This window comes from Saccharothrix sp. HUAS TT1 (assembly GCF_040744945.1).
Lineage (GTDB): Bacteria > Actinomycetota > Actinomycetes > Mycobacteriales > Pseudonocardiaceae > Actinosynnema.
Window position 1 is genome coordinate 7,077,237 of the sequence record NZ_CP160453.1, and the last position, 17,522, is coordinate 7,094,758.

Annotated in this window: 10 protein-coding genes; 3 read left to right on the plus strand and 7 right to left on the minus strand. The window is 73.0% G+C overall.

What is annotated here, in order from left to right; genetic code table 11:
- The 6 genes from eccD to AB0F89_RS31265 form a co-directional block, all read right to left on the minus strand.
- The gene (gene eccD, locus AB0F89_RS31240) at positions 1–1,389 is read right to left on the minus strand and encodes a type VII secretion integral membrane protein EccD (protein ID WP_367129245.1); all 1,389 of its coding nucleotides are present in this window, start codon (positions 1,387–1,389) and stop codon (positions 1–3) included.
- A complete protein-coding gene (gene eccCa / locus AB0F89_RS31245) occupies positions 1,386–5,369 on the minus strand; it encodes a type VII secretion protein EccCa (RefSeq protein ID WP_367129246.1) in 3,984 nt (1,327 codons plus the stop codon). The genes eccD and eccCa overlap by 4 nt, the downstream gene beginning before the upstream one ends.
- Positions 5,366–8,995, minus strand: a complete 3,630-nt coding sequence (locus tag AB0F89_RS31250) for a WXG100 family type VII secretion target (RefSeq protein WP_367129247.1) — start codon at positions 8,993–8,995, stop codon at positions 5,366–5,368. Before AB0F89_RS31250 ends, eccCa begins: the two co-directional genes overlap by 4 nt.
- Positions 8,996–9,025: 30 nt before the next feature.
- The gene (locus AB0F89_RS31255; protein WP_367129248.1) at positions 9,026–9,655 is read right to left on the minus strand and encodes a hypothetical protein; all 630 of its coding nucleotides are present in this window, start codon (positions 9,653–9,655) and stop codon (positions 9,026–9,028) included.
- A gap of 61 nt (positions 9,656–9,716) precedes the next feature.
- Positions 9,717–10,019, minus strand: a complete 303-nt coding sequence (locus tag AB0F89_RS31260; RefSeq protein WP_367129249.1) for a WXG100 family type VII secretion target — start codon at positions 10,017–10,019, stop codon at positions 9,717–9,719.
- Positions 10,020–10,047: 28 nt separating this feature from the next.
- A complete protein-coding gene (locus AB0F89_RS31265; protein WP_367129250.1) occupies positions 10,048–10,368 on the minus strand; it encodes a WXG100 family type VII secretion target in 321 nt (106 codons plus the stop codon).
- A 267-nt stretch (positions 10,369–10,635) separates the two neighbouring features.
- Here AB0F89_RS31265 and AB0F89_RS31270 point away from each other — a divergent pair, with 267 nt between their 5' ends.
- Both AB0F89_RS31270 and AB0F89_RS31275 read left to right on the plus strand, forming a co-directional pair.
- On the plus strand, positions 10,636–14,025 hold the full coding sequence (locus AB0F89_RS31270) for a BTAD domain-containing putative transcriptional regulator (RefSeq protein WP_367129251.1): 3,390 nt from the start codon (positions 10,636–10,638) through the stop codon (positions 14,023–14,025).
- Positions 14,026–14,154: 129 nt separating this feature from the next.
- Positions 14,155–14,523: a hypothetical protein gene (locus AB0F89_RS31275; RefSeq protein ID WP_367129252.1), complete on the plus strand. Its 369-nt coding sequence runs from the start codon at positions 14,155–14,157 to the stop codon at positions 14,521–14,523.
- A gap of 61 nt (positions 14,524–14,584) precedes the next feature.
- Here AB0F89_RS31275 and AB0F89_RS31280 read toward each other — a convergent pair whose 3' ends face one another.
- Positions 14,585–16,231 (minus strand): hypothetical protein, encoded by a 1,647-nt coding sequence (locus AB0F89_RS31280; protein WP_367129253.1) that lies wholly within the window; start codon positions 16,229–16,231, stop codon positions 14,585–14,587.
- Positions 16,232–16,716: 485 nt separating this feature from the next.
- On the opposite strand from AB0F89_RS31280, the gene AB0F89_RS31285 reads away from it, so the two are divergent.
- Entirely contained in the window at positions 16,717–17,136 is a 420-nt protein-coding gene (locus tag AB0F89_RS31285) for a hypothetical protein (protein ID WP_367129254.1), read from the plus strand.
- Positions 17,137–17,522 lie beyond the last annotated feature (386 nt).

Sequence of the window (17,522 nt, forward strand, 5' to 3'; positions counted from 1 at the left end):
TCACCCGGCCAATCCGCGTGCCCACGCGTAGACGCCGAGGATCTGGAGCAGCACGGGCAGCACCGCGACCCCCGCGCAGATCTCCAGGACGTTGGCCAGGTGCCCCCACAGCGGCAGCGGGCGGCGGTGCAGCGGGCGCAGCGCGGCGGTCACCAGCAGCACCGCGACACCGAGCAGCCCCACCAGCGCGGTGATCCGCCAGACCGGTTCGAGCAGCGCGAGCAGCACCGCCGCCTGCGCCAGCGCGCACCACGTGCCCGCCAACGCCAGCGCGGTGCGCTGCACGACGTTGCGGAACTCCCTGGCGCGCAACAGCAGCAGCGCGGTCAGCAGTCCTGCCATGACGTGCCCGGCCCAGTCCGCGTCGACGAACAGCGCGGGCACCGCCACCGCGAACACCGGCGAGGCGCCCACGGCGAGCATGGTGAGGTACCGGTCGGCCTGCCGCGTCCGCGCGACCAGGTCGGCCGCGGGCTCGGGCTCGACGTCGATCTGGAGCTCGTCGGCCGTGCGGGGCAGCTGGGGGCCGCGCAGCCGGGCGGCGCGGGTGGCGATCTTCGGGGTGAACAGGGTGAGCAGGAAGAAGACCGTGCCGACCACGGCGGCGGTCGGCGCGCCGCCCAGGTCGAGGCCCAGGTGCAGCCAGCCGGCGAGCACCGCGCCGAGCGCGGTCACGACCACCACGCCGAACGGCACCACCGGCAGGTCGCGCACCACGAGGCGTTGCAGCACGAGCGGCAGCGCCGAGCAGGCCGCGGCGGCGACCGCGCCGACGAGCACGCCGGCCGGGGTGACCGCGTCGTCCGGGCCGGCGAGGCCGATCACGCCGGTCAGCCAGGCGAAGCCGCAGCCGGCGACCCCGGCGACCGCCGACAGCGCGCGGTCGCCGCTCGTGCGGGCCACCGCGATGGACGCGACGAGCAGCACCAGGGCCAGACCTCCCGCCGTGGCCGCGAACGGCATCGTGGCGGGCGCGCCGAACAGGGCCGCGCCGACCGTCGCGAGCACCGTCGCCCCCAGGCCCAGGAACAGCCTGCGGTTGACCGCGTCGCTCCACCGGTCGCCCTGCCTGCCGATCGCCGTGGCCATGCCCTCGGCGACGTCGTCGAAGTCCAGCTCCGGCAGGGGGTCCTCGGCGCGCGACAGGTGGAACTGCTCGCCGTCGAGCCAGTCCAGGGTCTCCGGGGTCCCGTCCGGGTCGAGCGGGGCCTCTCCCAGCCGCTGCAGCACCCAGGAGCCGTACTCGACCCCGCGCTCCTCCTCCGGCACGACGTGCTCGACCAGCACCGGGACGAGGTCGGCGACCGCCGTCGCCACGGGCACCGCGAGGTCGGCCCGACCCGCGGGCCCGACCACGGTGACGCGGCACAGCGCCGCCGGGGCCGTCACGACAGGCTCCCGGCGGGCTGCGGCACGGGCACGAAGCCGGTCTGCACGAGCTTCACCCCGCGCCGCGTGACGAGCTGCGCCCGGCCGGGCGGCAGCGTGCGGGGCGCGGCCTCGCCGAGGAACTTGCCCTCTTCCTTGGGGTAGGAGAACAGCAGCGCGGGGGTGCCCAGCTCCCAAAGCCGGCGCAGGACGGGGTCCATCATGCCTCTCATGGCGTTGGCGCTGCTGCGCGCGACGATCAGGTGGAAGCCGATGTGCACGCCCTGGGCGAGCATCGGCATCAGGGCGTCCAGCGGCGTGCCCATGCCGGAACCCGCGCCCATCAGCTCGTAGTCGTCGACGACCACGAAGAGCTGCGGGCCCTCCCACCAGTCGCGGCGGCGCAGCCGCTCGGAGGAGATGTCCGCGCCGGGGACGCGCTTGTGCAGCGAGACCGCGGCCTTGGTGGCGAGGTCCGTCAGCGCGTCGGTGCTCACCGCGTGCCCCACGAGGTACTCGTCGGGCACGACGCCGTCGAGGTCGCGCTGCGCGTCGCCCAGCACGACCTTGGCCTGGTCGGGGCGGTAGCCCTGGACCACCGAGCGCAGCACCAGCCGCAGCGCGTTGGTCTTGCCGGTCTCCGCGTCGCCCAGGGCGATCAGGTGTGGCACCACCGAGAAGTCGTGCCACACCGGGGCCAGCCGCTGCTCGTCCTGCCCGAGGCACACGCGCAGGTCCCCGTCCGGCGGGGGCAGCTCCACCACGGGCAGCTTCGTCGGCAGCAACCGCACGCCCGGTGCGCTGCGGCCCGGCCAGAACGTGCGGATCTCCTCGGCCATCGCCTTGGTGACCGACGTCAGGTCGTCGGTGTCCGAGCTGCCGTCGAGCCGGGGCAGCGCGGCGAGGAAGTGGAACCCGGAGCTGGTGAGGCCGCGGCCGGGCTGGTTGGGCACGGTCGCGGCCTTGCGGCCCTGGACCTCGGACTCCATCGGGTCGCCCAGGCGCAGCTCGAAGCGGGTGCCGAGCACGTCGCGCAGCCACGGGCGGATCTCCGACCAGCGCGAGGAGCTGACCACCAGGTGGATGCCGAAGGACAGGCCACGCGCGGCGATCTCGGTGAGGCTGCCCTCCAGGTCGGCGAAGTCCTGCCGCAGCGTGAACCAGCCGTCGACGATGAGGAACACGTCGCCGTAGGGGTCCTCGATCACGCCGGTGCGTCGTGCCTTGCGGTAGGCGTTCATCGACTCGAAGCCGTGGTCGGCGAACGCCTGCTCCCGCCGCTCCATGATCTGCGTGACCTCCTGCACGGTGCGCGTGACGCGGTCGCGCTCCATGCGGGTGGCGATCGAGCCGACGTGCGGCAGGCCGCCGATCGACATCAGGCCACCGCCGCCGAAGTCCAGCCCGTAGAACTGGACCTCCTCGGGGGTGTGGGTGGTCGCGAGGGCCAGCACGAGGGTGCGCAGCAGCGTCGACTTGCCCGTCTGCGGGGCGCCCACCACGCCGACGTGGCCGTCCGAACCGGACAGGTCGGCGGCCAGGAGTTCGCGCACCTGCTCGTAGGGGCGGTCGACCACGCCGACCGGGATGCGCAGGTGCCCGCGCACCGCCGGGTCCAGCACGGTCATGCCCAGCTCGGGGTGGGGCAGCACGCTGGGCAGCAGGCTGTCCAGGCTCGGCGGGCTGGCCAGCGGCGGCAGCCACACCTGCCGCGCGGCCGCGCCCGCGCCGGACAGGCGGTCGATCAGCACCTCGGCCAGGCTCGGCGCGTCCACCGGGGCTTCCGGCTTCGCCCGCTCCTCGGCCTCGTCCGGTTCCTCGGTGACCTGCACGTGCTGCAGGGGATGCGCGTAGGTGTGGAACGGCAGCACGCGGTCGTGCGTCGTGGTGGGCGCCGCCGTCGTGCCGACCGGCGCGGCCACGGCCGTCGGCCCGGACACGTAAGCGCCCTTGAAGCGCACCAGGGTGGTCGTGTCGATCTTGAGGTAGCCGTTGCCCGGGGCCGACGGCAGCTCGTAGGCGTCGCCGACGCCGATGACGCTGCGCGACTCCATCGAGGAGAACGTCCGCAGGGCGATGCGGTAGGACAGGTGGCCTTCCACGCGGTGGATGCGACCCTCGTCCAGGCGCTGCGAGGCGAGCAGCAGGTGCACGCCGAGGCTGCGCCCCAAACGTCCGATGGAGACGAACAGCTCCATGAACTCCGGCTTGCTGCCCAGCAGCTCGCTGAACTCGTCCACCACGACCAGCAGCGTCGGCAGCGGCGGCAGCGGGCTGCCCGCCAGGCGCGCCTTCTCGTAGTCGAACAGCGAGGCGTGGCCGCTCTCCCGCAGCAGCTCCTGGCGGCGGATCATCTCGCCGTTGAGCGAGTCCTGCATCCGGTCGACCAGCGGCAGCTCGTCGGCCAGGTTGGTGATCATCGCCGAGGTGTGCGGCAGCCGGTCCATGCCGAGGAACGTCGCGCCGCCCTTGAAGTCCACCAGCACGAGGTTGAGCACTTCCGACGAGTGCGTGGCCACCAGCGCGCACACCAGGGTGCGCAGCAGCTCGCTCTTGCCCGAGCCGGTGGCGCCGATCAGCATGCCGTGCGGCCCCATGCCGCCCTGCGCCGACTCCTTCAGGTCGAGTTCTACGACCTCGCCGTCCTCGGTGACGCCGATCGGCACCTGCAACCGGGCCCGCTGCGGGGTCTTGATCCGCCACTGCGCGGCCACGTCGAACGTGTGCGGGTCGCGGATTCCCAGCAGCGTGGTCAGCTCGAAGTCCTGCTCGAACGGTCGCTCGACCACGTCGACGGTGCCGCTGGTGCGCTTGGGCGCGAGGAGCCGGGCCAGCGCCTCCGCGCGGGTCCCGCTGAGGCGGTCGCGCGTGGCGCTGCCGACGCCCTCGCCCACGGGGAACTCCACCACGTCGTCGCGGCAGGTCAGGCGCAGCACCTTGGCGCCACCGGGCATCACGCCCGTGACGTCGAGCAGCACCGCGTTGCGCAGGCCCCCGCCGAACAGCGGTGACGACTCCGGCACGTGCGCCAGGTGCGCGACCACCACCAGGAACGGCTCGGTGACGCTGGGGAAGGCGGACTTGTCGTGCTCACCGCGCCCGGTGACCTCGGGGCCGAGCAGGGTCATCAGCTCGTCGTGGTCGCACGCCAGCATCGGCAGCGGGCCGGCGGCACCGCGCGCCGTCGGGTGGGCGTTGTGCGGCAACCACTTCACCCAGTCCCAGCCGGCCTGGTTGGCCTCGCCGGTGAGCACCGCCACCCGCAGCTCGTCGGGCGCGTGGAAGGTGGCCAGCTGGGCGAGCATGGCGCGGACCAGCTCGACCGCGGCGTCCGGGTCGCCCGCGAACTCCACGCTGGTGAAGCTGCGCAGCCCCACCGAGATCGGGATGCCGCCCACGGTGCGGTAGGTCTCGCTGAACCGCCGCAGCGAGATCGCCGAGAGCGGCTCCAGGTCCTCGATCGGCTTGGTGGACGGCGGCGTGAACTCCATCGCCGCCTGCTGCGTGCCCAACCCGATGCGGATGCGGGCGAAGTCGTCGTGGCTGCCGCGCCGCTCCCACAGCCGGGGCCCGCTCGCGACCGACCACAGCCACGACGGGTCCGGGTTGTTCCAGGCCACCGCGGCGCGCTGCTCGTCGGCGGTCTTGCGGGCCCGGGTGCGCAACTGGTCGATGTAGCGCAGGTAGTCGCGCCGCTCCGAATTGAGCTTGCGCTTGCGCTCGGAACCGGCGCGACCGAGCTGGCTCAGCCCCATCGTGATCATGGCGATGCCCATCGCGCCGCCCATCACGTAGATCATCGGCGACGCGCCGGCGCCCGCCGACGAGAACACCAGGATCATCGCGATCGGACCGATGGCCATCGGGATGAACATCAGCGCGGAGCCGAAGTCGCGCGCGGCGGGCTCCGGCATCACCGGTGGCTCCTGCAGCTCTTCCTCGCCCTCCGGCAGCTCGGGGCCCGACGCGCGTGGTCGCCGCTTGACGGTGGTGGTGCTCACTCGATGACCCCCGGGACGCGCGGCGCGGGGGCGCCCCACACCCGCTCGTCCTGCTTCAGCAGGTCGCTCGCGGTGCGCTCGGCCTCCTCGTCGGCCTCCGGCTCGCCGATCTCCTCGACCTCCTCGGGCACCTCCTGGTCACCGGCCATCGGCATGTCGTCGTCGGGGAAGTAGGGCTTCGGGACGGAGCTGCCGTCGCGCGGACGGGTGGCGGGCGGCGGCTGCACCCGGACCGCGGTGCTGGACGAGTGCTGCCACGGCGCGCTGTCGCGAAGCGCGTAGTCCGGCGCCGGCGCCGGTTCGTCATCGTCGTCGTCGCGGCGGGTCGCCTTGGAAGCGCCCCAGAGCAGTCCCACCGCCCCGGTCGCGCCCCAGGCGCTGGTGTCCTCCTCCACGTCGAGGTCGATGACCGGCACGACGTCCTCGTCGACGGGTGGCGTCGCGGGGGCGTCGACGTGGCCGGGCAGCAGGACGGGCGCGACGGCGGCCCGGTCCTTGCGCGGGTTGCCCGACGCGCCCTCGCCGCCGGCGCGGTCCGGCTGCCTGGCGGGCTGGTTCGCCGCGGGCTGGTTCCCGGAAGGCGTTCCCGTCGTCGGCGTGCCGGTCGTCGGCGTGCCGGTTGCCGGTGGCACGACCACAGGAGGCGTCAGGACGGGCGGCACCGCGACAGGGGGCGCCACGGCAGGGGGCGCCGCACCGGCCGGGGGAACCACGAGCGGGGCATCGCCTTCCCCAGGCGCGATCCGGCCGTCGGCGGGCAGCGACGGGGGTTCCGGTTCCGAGGCGGCCACGACCGGCTCCACGGCGGGCTGCGCCGGCACCGCGTCCGGCACCACTCCCGCTCCCCCGGCCACGGCCCACTCCTGCGGCGTGGTCGGGGCCACGTCCCCCGGTTGGCCCGGATCACCCGAACCCGGCAACCCTCCGACCTCCCAGGGCCGCGACTCACCACCGATCAAGCCCGAGGCGTCGGAACGGTCACCGGCGCCACCACCCTGCGGGGCAGGCGGCGTCGGAGCCATCGGAGGCATCATCGGCGGCACACCGGAACCAACGGCACCCGCCTGCTGCTGCGGGGATGCCGCCCACTCCTGCGGCTCCACCGAAGGCACTTCGACCAACCCCTGCGGGTCACCCACACCGGCGGGCGCGGCACCCTCCCAGGGCTGCGACTCACCGCCGATCAGACCCGAGGCGTCGGAACGGTCACCGGCGCCGCCACCCTGCGGAGCAGGCGGCGTCGGAGCCATCGGAGGCATCATCGGCGGCACACCAGAACCCAAACCACCGGCCGGAACACCACCCGCCTGCGGCGACGCCGCCCACTCCTGCGGCTCGACCGAAGGCAGCTCCGCCAGTCCTTGCGGGTCACCCACACCGGCGGGCGTGACACCCTCCCAGGGCTGCGACTCGCCACCGATCAGGCCCGAGGCGTCGGAACGATCACCGGCGCCACCACCCTGCGGAGGCGACATCGGAGCCATCGGAGGCATCATCGGCGGCACACCAGAACCCAAACCGCCAGCCGGAACACCACCCGCCTGCGGCGACGCCGCCCACTCCTGCGGCTCCACCGAAGGCAGCTCCACCAACCCCAGCGGGTCGCCCACACCGGAAGGCGCCACACCCTCCCACGGCTCCACCTCGCCACCGATCAGGCCCGAGGCGTCGGAACGATCACCGGCGCCACCACCCTGCGGAGGCGACATCGGAGCCATCGGAGGCATCATCGGCGGCACACCAGAACCCAAACCACCGGCCGGAACACCACCTGCCTGCGGCGACGCCGCCCACTCCTGCGGCTCCACCGAAGGCAGCTCCACCAGCCCCTGCGGATCGCCGAGGCCCGGCACACCCGCGCCCTCCCACGGCTCCACCTCGCCACCGATCAGACCCGAGGCGTCGGAACGATCACCGGCGCCACCACCCTGCGGAGGCGACATCGGAGCCATCGGAGGCATCATCGGCGGCACACCGCGGTCACCCGGTGAGGAGCCCAGACCGGGTGGCTGCCCGGCCGCCCAGTCGGCGGGCGAGGGGAGTTCCGGCGGCAGGAGCGGTCCCGCGCTGTCCAGGTCGGGCGGCGGGACCGCGGTGAACTCGGCGGGCGTCACGTCGACGGGCCCGGTCGACCCCGTGCCCGGACCACCGGTCGGGGTGAACGGCGCGGGTCGGGGGACGCCGCCGGTGGCGGGCGACGGGAGGCCGCCGGGCAGGGTGGGCAGCGGGATGCCGCCCGGCAGCCCTCCCGGCGCACCGGAGCCGAACTCCCCCGGCGTGAACCCGGCCGGGTCGGGCAGCGGCGGGGTCTGGACGCCGGGGCCGAGGCCGTCCAGCCCGGGCAGCGGGGCGCCTCCCGGCAGTTCTCCGGGGTTGAAGGACGTGGGAGGACCTGGCTGCCCCGAACCGCTCAGGTCGGGGATGTCGACTCCTGGAGGCGGGGTGATGCCCTCGAAGTCGTTGATGCCGGGAGGTGCGCTGTCCAGGGACTTCTCGGTCCCGGGCGGCAGTTCGATGTCCGCCGCGTTGGGGATCTCCGGGCCCGGACCACCGGAACCGCCGCCGGGGTCCGTCCGGTTGAACAGCTCGTCCCAGTCCGGCGTATTGGAGCCGTCACCGGGGTCGGTCCGGTTGAACAGCTCGTCCCAGTCCGGCGAGTTGGACCCGTCACCGGGGCCGAGCCGGTTGAACAGCTCGTCCCAGTCCGGCGTGCTCGGGCCGTCGCGGTTGAGGAGCCGGTCGACGAGGTCCTTGTATTCCTCGTTCGGGTCGCCGTTGCCGGACGGGTTGGGCAGGTTGCCGAGGTTGCCGTCCCCCTTCGGCGTCGTGACCTGCCGGGGCGCCTTCTGGAGGGTGACGCTGTCGTACTGGGCCGCCAGCGTCTTGAGCACCTTGCGCATGTCGTTGCTCATCATGGTGACGACTTGCTGGTTCCAGTTGATCCAGATGTTGCCGTTGTCCATCCGGTACCGGATGTGGCCTTCCTCGCCCGACCGGGGTTCGATCACCGGCCGCCCGGTCCGGTGGTCGAACTGCGTCTCGATCCCGTTGTACGCGTTCGCGATCCGGGCGATCTCGGCGGAGTAGTGGCGGTTGATGTCCCAGACGGTCCGACGGGCCCAGTCCAGGTAGTCGCCGGCCGCCCACAACTGCTGGGGGGCCGACTGCGAGCCCGCCCGACCACCCGCGATCTGCTCGGCGGCGAAGCGGAACGCGTCGGTGAGCGGCTTCATCAGCGTCTGGAACGCCTCGGACGCCTCACCCTGCCAGGGCCCGTCCTCGCCGGTGAGGGACTTGACCTGCTGCTCCAGGTTGACGCCGACCGCCTTCAGCGCCTCCTGCACCCAGCGCAGGTCCTCCGCGGCGTTCCACAGGGACGCGGGGTTGGACACCGTCTCCATGCGCTGCTCGATGGCCGCCCGGTCGATCGGACGACCGTCGGAGTCGGTCTTGCCGACCGCCGCCGCACCCGTGATCACGGCCTGGATCTGCTTCCAGTCCATGGTGTCGTAATCCGCCGCCGACCCCTCGCCGACGCCGTTGCCGACGCCGTACACACCGTCGGTCTTGGGGTCGTGGACCGTCCCGTTTTCGGGGCCTGACGTTTTCTCTTCCGGGTCGGGCATCCTCGATCGCCTTCAGCTCGTCCTGGTGGGTCAGTCCTTGGCGTCCGGGTCGGCGTCCGGGTCGGCGTCCGGGTCTGCGTCCGGGTCGGTGGTCCCGCCACCCGCGCCGCCGCCGCCCAGGCCGAGCTGCGTCGGGTCGAAGCTCCCCTCGCCCAGGCCGTTGACCTCGAGCCCGGTGGTCTTGCCGATGTAGTCCACCGCGTCCTGGATGTGCTCGTCGAGCTTCACCGCCGTGAGCCCGTTGAGCTCTTCGGTGGTGTCGTAGTCGTGGGCGAGCTGCTCCAGGTCCAGCGCCGTGACCTCCAGCGCGTCGATCGCCTTGAGCAGGAACTCCTCGACCGAGGGCACCAGGCCACCGGGCCCGGTGACCTTCCCCACCAGCTGACCGGCGTGGTAGAACGCCCCGGGGGCGAGCTGGATGTTCCGCACCTTGCCCAACGCCTCCACCAGCAGCTCCTTGAGCTGGCGGAGGTTGCGCGCGAACGTCTTGAGCGCCTCGGTGTTGACCACGGTGGTGCCGGTGGTGCCGGTCGTCCGGGGCGGCTGCGGAACACTGCCGTCCAGGTTGGGCGTGTCGCCGGCGTAGGTGCTCGTCGGCGGCGCCGTCGTGTCGCCGGTATAGGGGTTGGCGTCGTCGACCCGGTCCCAGTCGAGCTTCATCGGGCGAGCTTCTCCTCTCGTGGGCCGGTCGCGCCGGGGTGGCCCCGGCGCGACCGGTGGATCACCTGATGTCGAACCCGCCGAAGGCGTTGACGCCGGTGTGCTCGACCCGCACGTACCCGCCGGTGATGTTCTGGAGGGCGACCTCCGCGGCGTTGAGGCTGTGCGGCATCCGGTTGGCGGCGGCGTCCCACTTGCTCTTGGCGACCTGGTACTGGTCGCGGGACGGGCCGTCCCACTCCTGCAGCGTGGTCATGACCTGCTCGTGCATCTCGATCAGCTTGGTGCGGAGCCGCGTGCTGATCTCCGCCATCTGGTCGCGGGCCTGGTCGGCCATGCGCTGGTCAAAGGTGTAGCTCGTCACGTCGTGGTCTCCTTCGCGGGGCGGGTCGTCAGATGCCCAGGCCGGGGCCGGTGGGGATGGCGGAGGCGATCTGGACGTTGCTGTCCTCGCCGCGGGTGGTGGTGACCGCGTGGTCCTGCACCAGGTTGATCATGTCGCCCAGTGCCTTGATGATCACCGAGCAGTCCTCGAACCAGTTGTTCATGGAGGTCCGGTACGCGTTGTACGCGTCGCCGCGCCAACTGGCCCGGAGGACGTCCAGCGTCTCCTCGACGCTGCGCACACCTTGCGTCGCGAGGTTCTGCGTCTCCTGGAACAACCCGGCGGCCCGCAGCATGCCTGGGGTGGTGGTGGAAATCGGTGCATTCATGGGCTTCCCCTTGATGGATGTGCGATAGATCCACGCGCCGGACGGCGCCGCGATGCACCGATCCAGTTTTGGGCAGCCGCGACCCGGCGGAGCAGGTGCCGTCACCCGGCGGTGCCCAAAAGTCCGACCAGGAGTGCGCAGACAGGCGGCCCATCCATCAAGTTCCGCTCAAGCGGGTGAAAATAGGATCGCGATCTCGGCTAGATGGCATCCCGCACGTGTCGCCGCCGGGGCGGCGCCTATCGGAGAGGCCCAGTGGTGGAGGACTTGAGCGGTCGGCTGCGGGTGGAGGTGCTCGGACCGCTGCGCGTGTGGCTGGACGACCACGAGGTGCCGCTGGGCTCGAACCGGCAGCAGGCCGTGTTCGCGGTGCTCACCGGGCACCCCGACCAGGTGGTGTCGCAGCGGGCGCTGATCACCGGCGTGTGGGGCTCCTCGGCGCCCGCCAGCGCCACGGGCAACCTGCACACCTACCTGTCGGGCCTGCGCCGCGCCCTGGGTCCGGCGCGGGACGCGCTGGTGTCGGGCTCCGACGGCTACTCCCTGCGGCTGGACCGCTCCGCGCTGGACAGCGAGGTGTTCGACCGCACCCGGCTGGAGGCGGAGCGCCGGTACGCCGCGGGTGACCTGCCCGGCGCCGTCGCCCTGCTGGACGAGGCGCTGGAGCTGTGGTCGGGCGAGGGCTACGCCGGGTTGCGCAGCCCGTTCGCCGAGCAGGCCCGTCGCAGGTTGGCGGCCCTGCGGCTGGAGGCGGTGCGGCTGCGGGCCCGGGCGCGGCTGGAGGCGGGCGAGCACACCGGGCTGGTCGCCGAGCTGACCTCGCTGGTGCGCCTGCACCCCCTGGACGAGTCGTTGCGCGAGCTGCTGATGCTGGCGCTGCACCGCGGGGGCAGGCACGCCGAGGCGCTGGAGAGCTTCCGCGAGGCGCGCACCGCCCTGGCCCGGGAGGGGCTGATCCCCGGGCAGGCGCTGCGCGACCTGCAGCAGGTCGTCCTCAGCGGCTCCTCGGCCCGCACCGCCGACGTCGCGCTGCTGCGGGTCCAGCCGACGCCGACGTCCACGCCGCCCGGCGGGCTGGTCGGGCGGGCGGCGGAGCTGGAGGCCCTGGGCTGCGCGCTGGACGACGTGCTCGCCGGCCGGGGCCGGGCGATCTGGGTGGAGGGCGAGGCGGGCGTCGGCAAGACGGCGTTGCTGACCACCGCCCTGGCCGGGGTGGCGGGCCCGGCGCACCACCTGGCCTGGGGCACGACCGACGAGCTGAGCACCCGCTTCCCGCTCCAGGTCGTGCTGGAAGCCCTGGACGTCACGTCGGCCTCGGCGGACCGGCAGCGCGCGGACCTGGCGGCGCAGTTGCACGACCCGTCGGCGCAGCGCTGGTGGAACCGGGTGGCCCCGGTGGACCGGCTGCTCGGGTTGGTCGCGGACCTGTGCGCCACGGCGCCCGTGGTGCTCGTGCTGGACGGCCTCCAGTGGGCCGACGACGCGAGCCTGCTGTTCTGGGACCGCCTGGTCGGCGCCACCGGGCACCTGCCGCTGCTGCTGGTCGGCGCCACCCGCCCGGAGCGCTCCCGGGCCGGGGTGGACCACCTGCGGCGCAGCGTGGTGGCGGGCGGCGGCCTGGTGCTGGAACCGGCCCCGCTGGCCCCGGCGGACGCCGAGCGGCTGGTGGGCGCGGTGATCGGCGCCTCGTCCGGGCCGGCGCTGCGGTCGCTGGCCTCCATCGCCGCGGGCAACCCGCTGTACGCGCTGGAGATCGCCGAGCTGATGGTGCGCGACGGCTGCGTGCGGGTGGTCGACGGGGTCGCCGAGGTGGACGAGACCGTGCCCTCCGACGGCGTCTACCAATTGCGCAACGGCGTGCGGAAGAGCCTGGCGCACCTGTCCGAGGACACGCGCGAGGTGCTGCGCTCCGCCGCCCTGCTGGGCATGCGGTTCGACGCGGGCGAGCTGGCCGCGGTGACCGGGCGGCTGCCGCTGCACCTGCTGCGCGCGCTGGACGAGGCCGTGTCCGCGCGCCTGGTGGCCGAGTCGGACGACCTGCTCGCCTTCCGTCACCCGTTCGTGCGATGGACGCTGTACAAGGGGGTACCGCAGTCGCTGCGGGTGGCGCTGCACCGACAGGCCGCTCAAGCGCTGGACGGGGCGGGCGTCCCCGCCGACCGGGTGGCGGAGCACCTGGCGGTGGAGTCCTCGGTGGTCGACGCCTGGGTGGCCCGGTGGCTGCTGGCCCACCGCGACGGGTTGGTGGACCGCGCGCCGCGGCTCGCGGTGGACCTGCTGCGGCGGGTGCTCGCCACCAGCCTGGTCGACGGCGAGGACCGGGCGGCGCTGTGGATGTCGCTGGTCCGCGCCCTGTTCGACCTCGGGCACGACGTGAGCGCCGAGGTGGCCGGCGCCCTGGCCGAGGTCGTCGACCCGGCGGACGCCGCCGAGGCGAGGCACCTGCTCGCGCTGGTCCGCAGCCGCGCGGGCGACACCGCCGGGGCCGTTGCCGTGCTGGAGGGCGCGATCCGGGCGCCGGGCCTGCCCGCGATCTGGCGCATCCGGCACCACGCCCTGCTCGCGGGCCTGCGCCGGGCCGCCGCGGCGGACCTGGACGAGGCCGACGCCGAGGCGGCCCGGGTGCGCGCCAGGGCCGACGCGACGGGCGACGCCTGCGAGGCCGCCTACGCGTCGCGCAGCAGGTGGTCGGTCGCGACGCTGCGCCGGGACCACGAGCGCGCGCTGCGGCACCTGGACGAAGGGCTGGCGTCGCTGGACGAGCGCCCCGAGCTGATCGAGGCGCGCTGCGACCTGCTGGACAACCGGGCGTTCACCCTGCACAACCTCGACCGCCTGGACGACGCGGCGGCCACCCTGCGGGAAGCGCGCGACGCGATCTCGCGCCACGGGCTGTCGACCAGGATGCAGACTTCCTTCGCCGTGCACCACTACTGGACGGGCGACTGGGAACGCGCGCTGGTGGAGCTGAGCGGGGTCAACCGCGACGCCGCCGGGTTGACGTTCCACCGCATCCGGGAGCCCGGCCCCGGCGCCGCGCTGCTGCACGGGCTGTCGGCGCTCATCTCGCTGCGCCGCGACGAGCGGGCCAACGCGGCCGTGCACCTGGACGCCGTGGGCCCCTACACCAGGATGACCACCGCCGAACGGGAGAGCGCGGACTTCCTGCTGGTGGCCTGGGCGTTGGCGGCCGAGCAGCGGGAGTCGCTGGACGAGGCGATCCGCGTGCTCTCCCCGCTGCTGCGCCCGGAGGAGGCGCCGATGGCGCTGCGCCACCAGTGGCTGCCGTACCTGGTGCGGCTCGCCGCGGACGCGGACATGGCGGACGTGGCGGGTGAAGCGCTGGTGGTGTGCGAGGAGGAGGCCGCGAACGAGGTGCTGCCGGCGCGGGCCACCGCCGCCGCGGCCCACTGCCGAGCGCTGCTGGCGGGCGACCCGTCCGGGCTGCTCGACGTCGCCGCGCACTACCGGTCGGTCGGCCGACCGGTCGAGCTGGCGGCGGTGCTGGAGGACGCCGCGGTCCTGCTGACCGCCCGCGATCCCGGGGCGGGCGCCGCGGACGCCCTGGTGGCCGAGGTCGACCTGCTCCACCAGCGGTTCGGCGCCTCCTGGGACCGGCGGCGGTGCCACCGGCGGCTGGCCGCGGCCGGCGGCTGACGCGGCCCCGGTCGCACGACGGGGAAGCGCGGTGCGGCTGTTCGGGCATCGCGGAACGCGCATCGCAGCGGTGGGCCGCACGGCTCGGTGACACTGCAGCCGGCCACGTCCCGAAACGCAAGGAGCGACATGTCCGTCCTTCGCGCCACTCGCACCGCGATCGCCTCGCTCGCCGTCGGCGCCCTCGTCGCGGCCGCCACCACCGGCACGGCTGCCGCGGCCGTCTACTACAGCTTCACGCTCTGCAACTACGCGGGCGACTTCCACAGCTACGCCCACTTCCCGAGCCGCGGCAAGTCCTCGCCGACCGCGTGGACCAACCAGTGCGTCGTGACGACCCACGCGGGCGGGGAGCGGGTCGAGATCGTGATCCGGCCGGACACGCCGCAGAACAAGGTCCTGGCTCCGCGCCCCTACCCCACCGACTGGTCCAACGACGTGTTCCACACCTCCGGCAGCTACTACTCGCCGGTGATCAAGCCGCACGCCCACAGGTAGCGGGCGCGGTGCTCCTCGCCGCCGCCGTGGCGCCGTGCCACGGCGGCGGCCGCGTTCGCTCTCAGGCGTTCGTGATCGGCAGCAGGTCGCGAAGGGACGTCATCACCGTCTGATTCGGATCGACCTGCTCCACCAGCGGCGGCAGCGGCTCGGCGAACGGCAGCGGTTCGAGGTAGGACTCGACGTCCACGGCCACCTCGTCGCCGCCGATCTCGCGGGTGATCCACGCGCCGGTCTCCACCAACTGCTTCAACGTCTTGACGTGCAGGCCGTTGATCCGCTGGAGGTACCACTCGTCCGGCGGCATCGGCCCCATCCGGGCGGCCAACCGGGCCTTGACGTCCGTCACCCGCGCGAAGAGCGCCTCGGTCAGCGCGGCCCGGTCGTGCGGACCCGCCAGGCCGTCGCGCAGCCGGTCCTCGATCAGGCGGGGCACCCCGTCGTCGTCGGGCATGAGCATGGTGGTCCACGCCCGGGACTTCTCGCGGTACTGCAACTGCTGCATCAGGCCCTCGTGGCAGGAGAAGTCGGACGCGCGCAACTGCTTGCCCTGCCAGCGCGAGCGCAGCGCGCCCGCCAGCGACAGCGCGCTCTTGACCCCGGTGTTGAGGCCGCGTCCGGGCCAGAAGTGCAGCGAGTTGGCCGCGTCGCCGATCAGGAACCCGAACGTCGTCGGGGCCAGCTGGGCGGTGAACCGGGAGGTCTGGGTCATCGACAGGTTGAACATGGTGATGCCCAGCACGTCCCGCGGCCCGGCGCCGAAGAACCGCACGCCCTCCATGATCCGCGGCCACAGGAACGACAGCCGGTCCACCGACGGCTTGAAGATCGCCCGGTGCCGGTCGCACACGAACCGGTCGCCGCGGGGCAGCATCATGCACCGGTGGGTGCGGATGCAGTCCACCGGCGCGTTCTCGCCGATGGCGACGATCTCCGACGCCTCCTCGGCGGTCAGGCGCATGTTGATGAACCCGCCGCTCAACGAGTTGAACAGGTAGCGGTTCTGCGACACCGTCAGCGGAACCGTGTGCTCGTCGGGGAACACGCCCCTGATCCGGATGCCCAGGACGGTCTCGACCAGCTGCTCGCCGTCGACCGAGTAGAAGTTGCGGTCCGGCGTGCCGAAGTGGTCGCCCAACGCCTTGCGCGTCGGCGAGTTCGCCCCGTCGGCCACGACCAGGATGTGCGTGTCGCCCCACGTCTCCGGCACCTCGTACCGGCCGGGCACCAGCTCGATGTCGTACTGCCCCTGCGCCATGTCCAGCAGGCAGTCCTCGACCCACCGGATCCGGACGTTGCGCGGTCGTCCCCTGTCCTGCGGGGAATCCGGGCCCAGGGGCCACATCTCGGCGTACTCGCCCGCCGTGAAGAGGCGCTTCTGCACCAGGCGCGGCAACGTCGACCACACGTTGCTCTGCAGCGTCACGACCTGCTCGCGCCGGAAGTTGCCCTCCGACTCCCCGAGCCACACCACGCGGTTGCCCTGCCGCTTCCACCGCCGGTCGTGGATGCGGACCTCCACCTGGTCGCCCATCATGGCCCTCAGCGCGCACGCGAACGACAGGCCCACGGGTCCGCCTCCCGCCACCACGACCCGCAGCGGCTCGCGCCCGCTCGGCAGCGGGTCGAGCTTCTTGAACAACCCGGTCGCCCAGTCGTGCGCCGGCCAGACCGCGATCGACTCGGTCCGCGCCTCGTCACCGTTCATGGCGGTCGACCTCCGTGCTGCTCGGTGCAATCCGCCCGCCATCATGTCCCGAGCCGTTCGGCGGAACCCCGGCCGCGAGCGCAAGAGTGCCCGAAGAGGAACCGCTTCCGTGTCCGGACCGGTGTCCCGGTCATGCCTGTTCAGGCACCTCGCCACGGCTGTCGGGACGGTTGCCGCCGGATGCGCGGCACGGGCACGGGGTGGTGGTTGCGGTGGCGGTGCCACGCGTCGCGCCGACACGACCGCCGTCCTGCTCGCGCGCCACCGCCGTCGATTGCGAGGTCGCTCGTGCCCGCGCCCGGATTCCCCCCGCACACCCTCGACCCGGTTGGATACCCGGTCTGGGTCAGCGAGTTGGCCTGCGAGGAGCCGAACCACATCCTGCACGTCGTGGACGGCCTCGAACCAGCGGAGGCGCTGGAGGCGCTGGGCGCCAATCCGCGGTTGTTCCGCCCCTGCGAGCTCCCGGTGGACAAACCGGACGGGTGGACTTCCCTGCCGCGCTGTTGGCGGGGCGCTTGGGCACGTGGACCTTCGTCTACGACGACTCGGGGTTCACCTTCGACGGCGCGACGACGGCGCTCTCCGCCGGCAGCAGGTCGGCGGCCACGTGCGCCTACTTGGCCAACGGGAACGCCACTGTCGCCTACGCCGTCGACGGCGAGGAGGTCTTCTGGGCGAACGTCATCGACCTCGACCTCGAAACCGACCTCCGCGACATGCCCGTCGACCTGCGCGCGGCGTTCGAGGCGGCCGGCACCGCCGAACTCGCCGACGCCGAACCCGGTGAACCCGGCGAACCGGACTTCGCCGTCGGCCTGCGCGCCGTCTGCGCCCTGGCGGGGCTCACGTGCGTCCTCGACGACGTGCGCCGAACACCTCTGCTGGTGACGGCGTTCGGCTGACCGGCACGCGACCCGCCCGCCGGTACGAAGATCGGCGCACTGATATTCCTACATCACGATTCCAGGCCGCAGCGCCGCCGCAAAGGCGCGGCACCGACCCGCTACCCCCTACAAGATCGAAGTGCGGCCATCCGAGTGAATCTCACGTCTCGTTACTTACCGACCCCCGATATCGCCGGTAACGTCGCCCCTACTGCCCGAGACGGGGGCCGGCGGCACGTCGACCGGAAGTAGGGGTCTCATTGAGTTCTTGCATCCAGCTCGGTTGTCGAGCTTGCCGACATTCTTGATCACTCGTCCGCAACGCGATGCCTTGAGAACGATCACAAATCCTTGACGCGAACGAGCCTCGCGAGTGTTCCCCGGGTAATCCGGCGGTCGCCGAA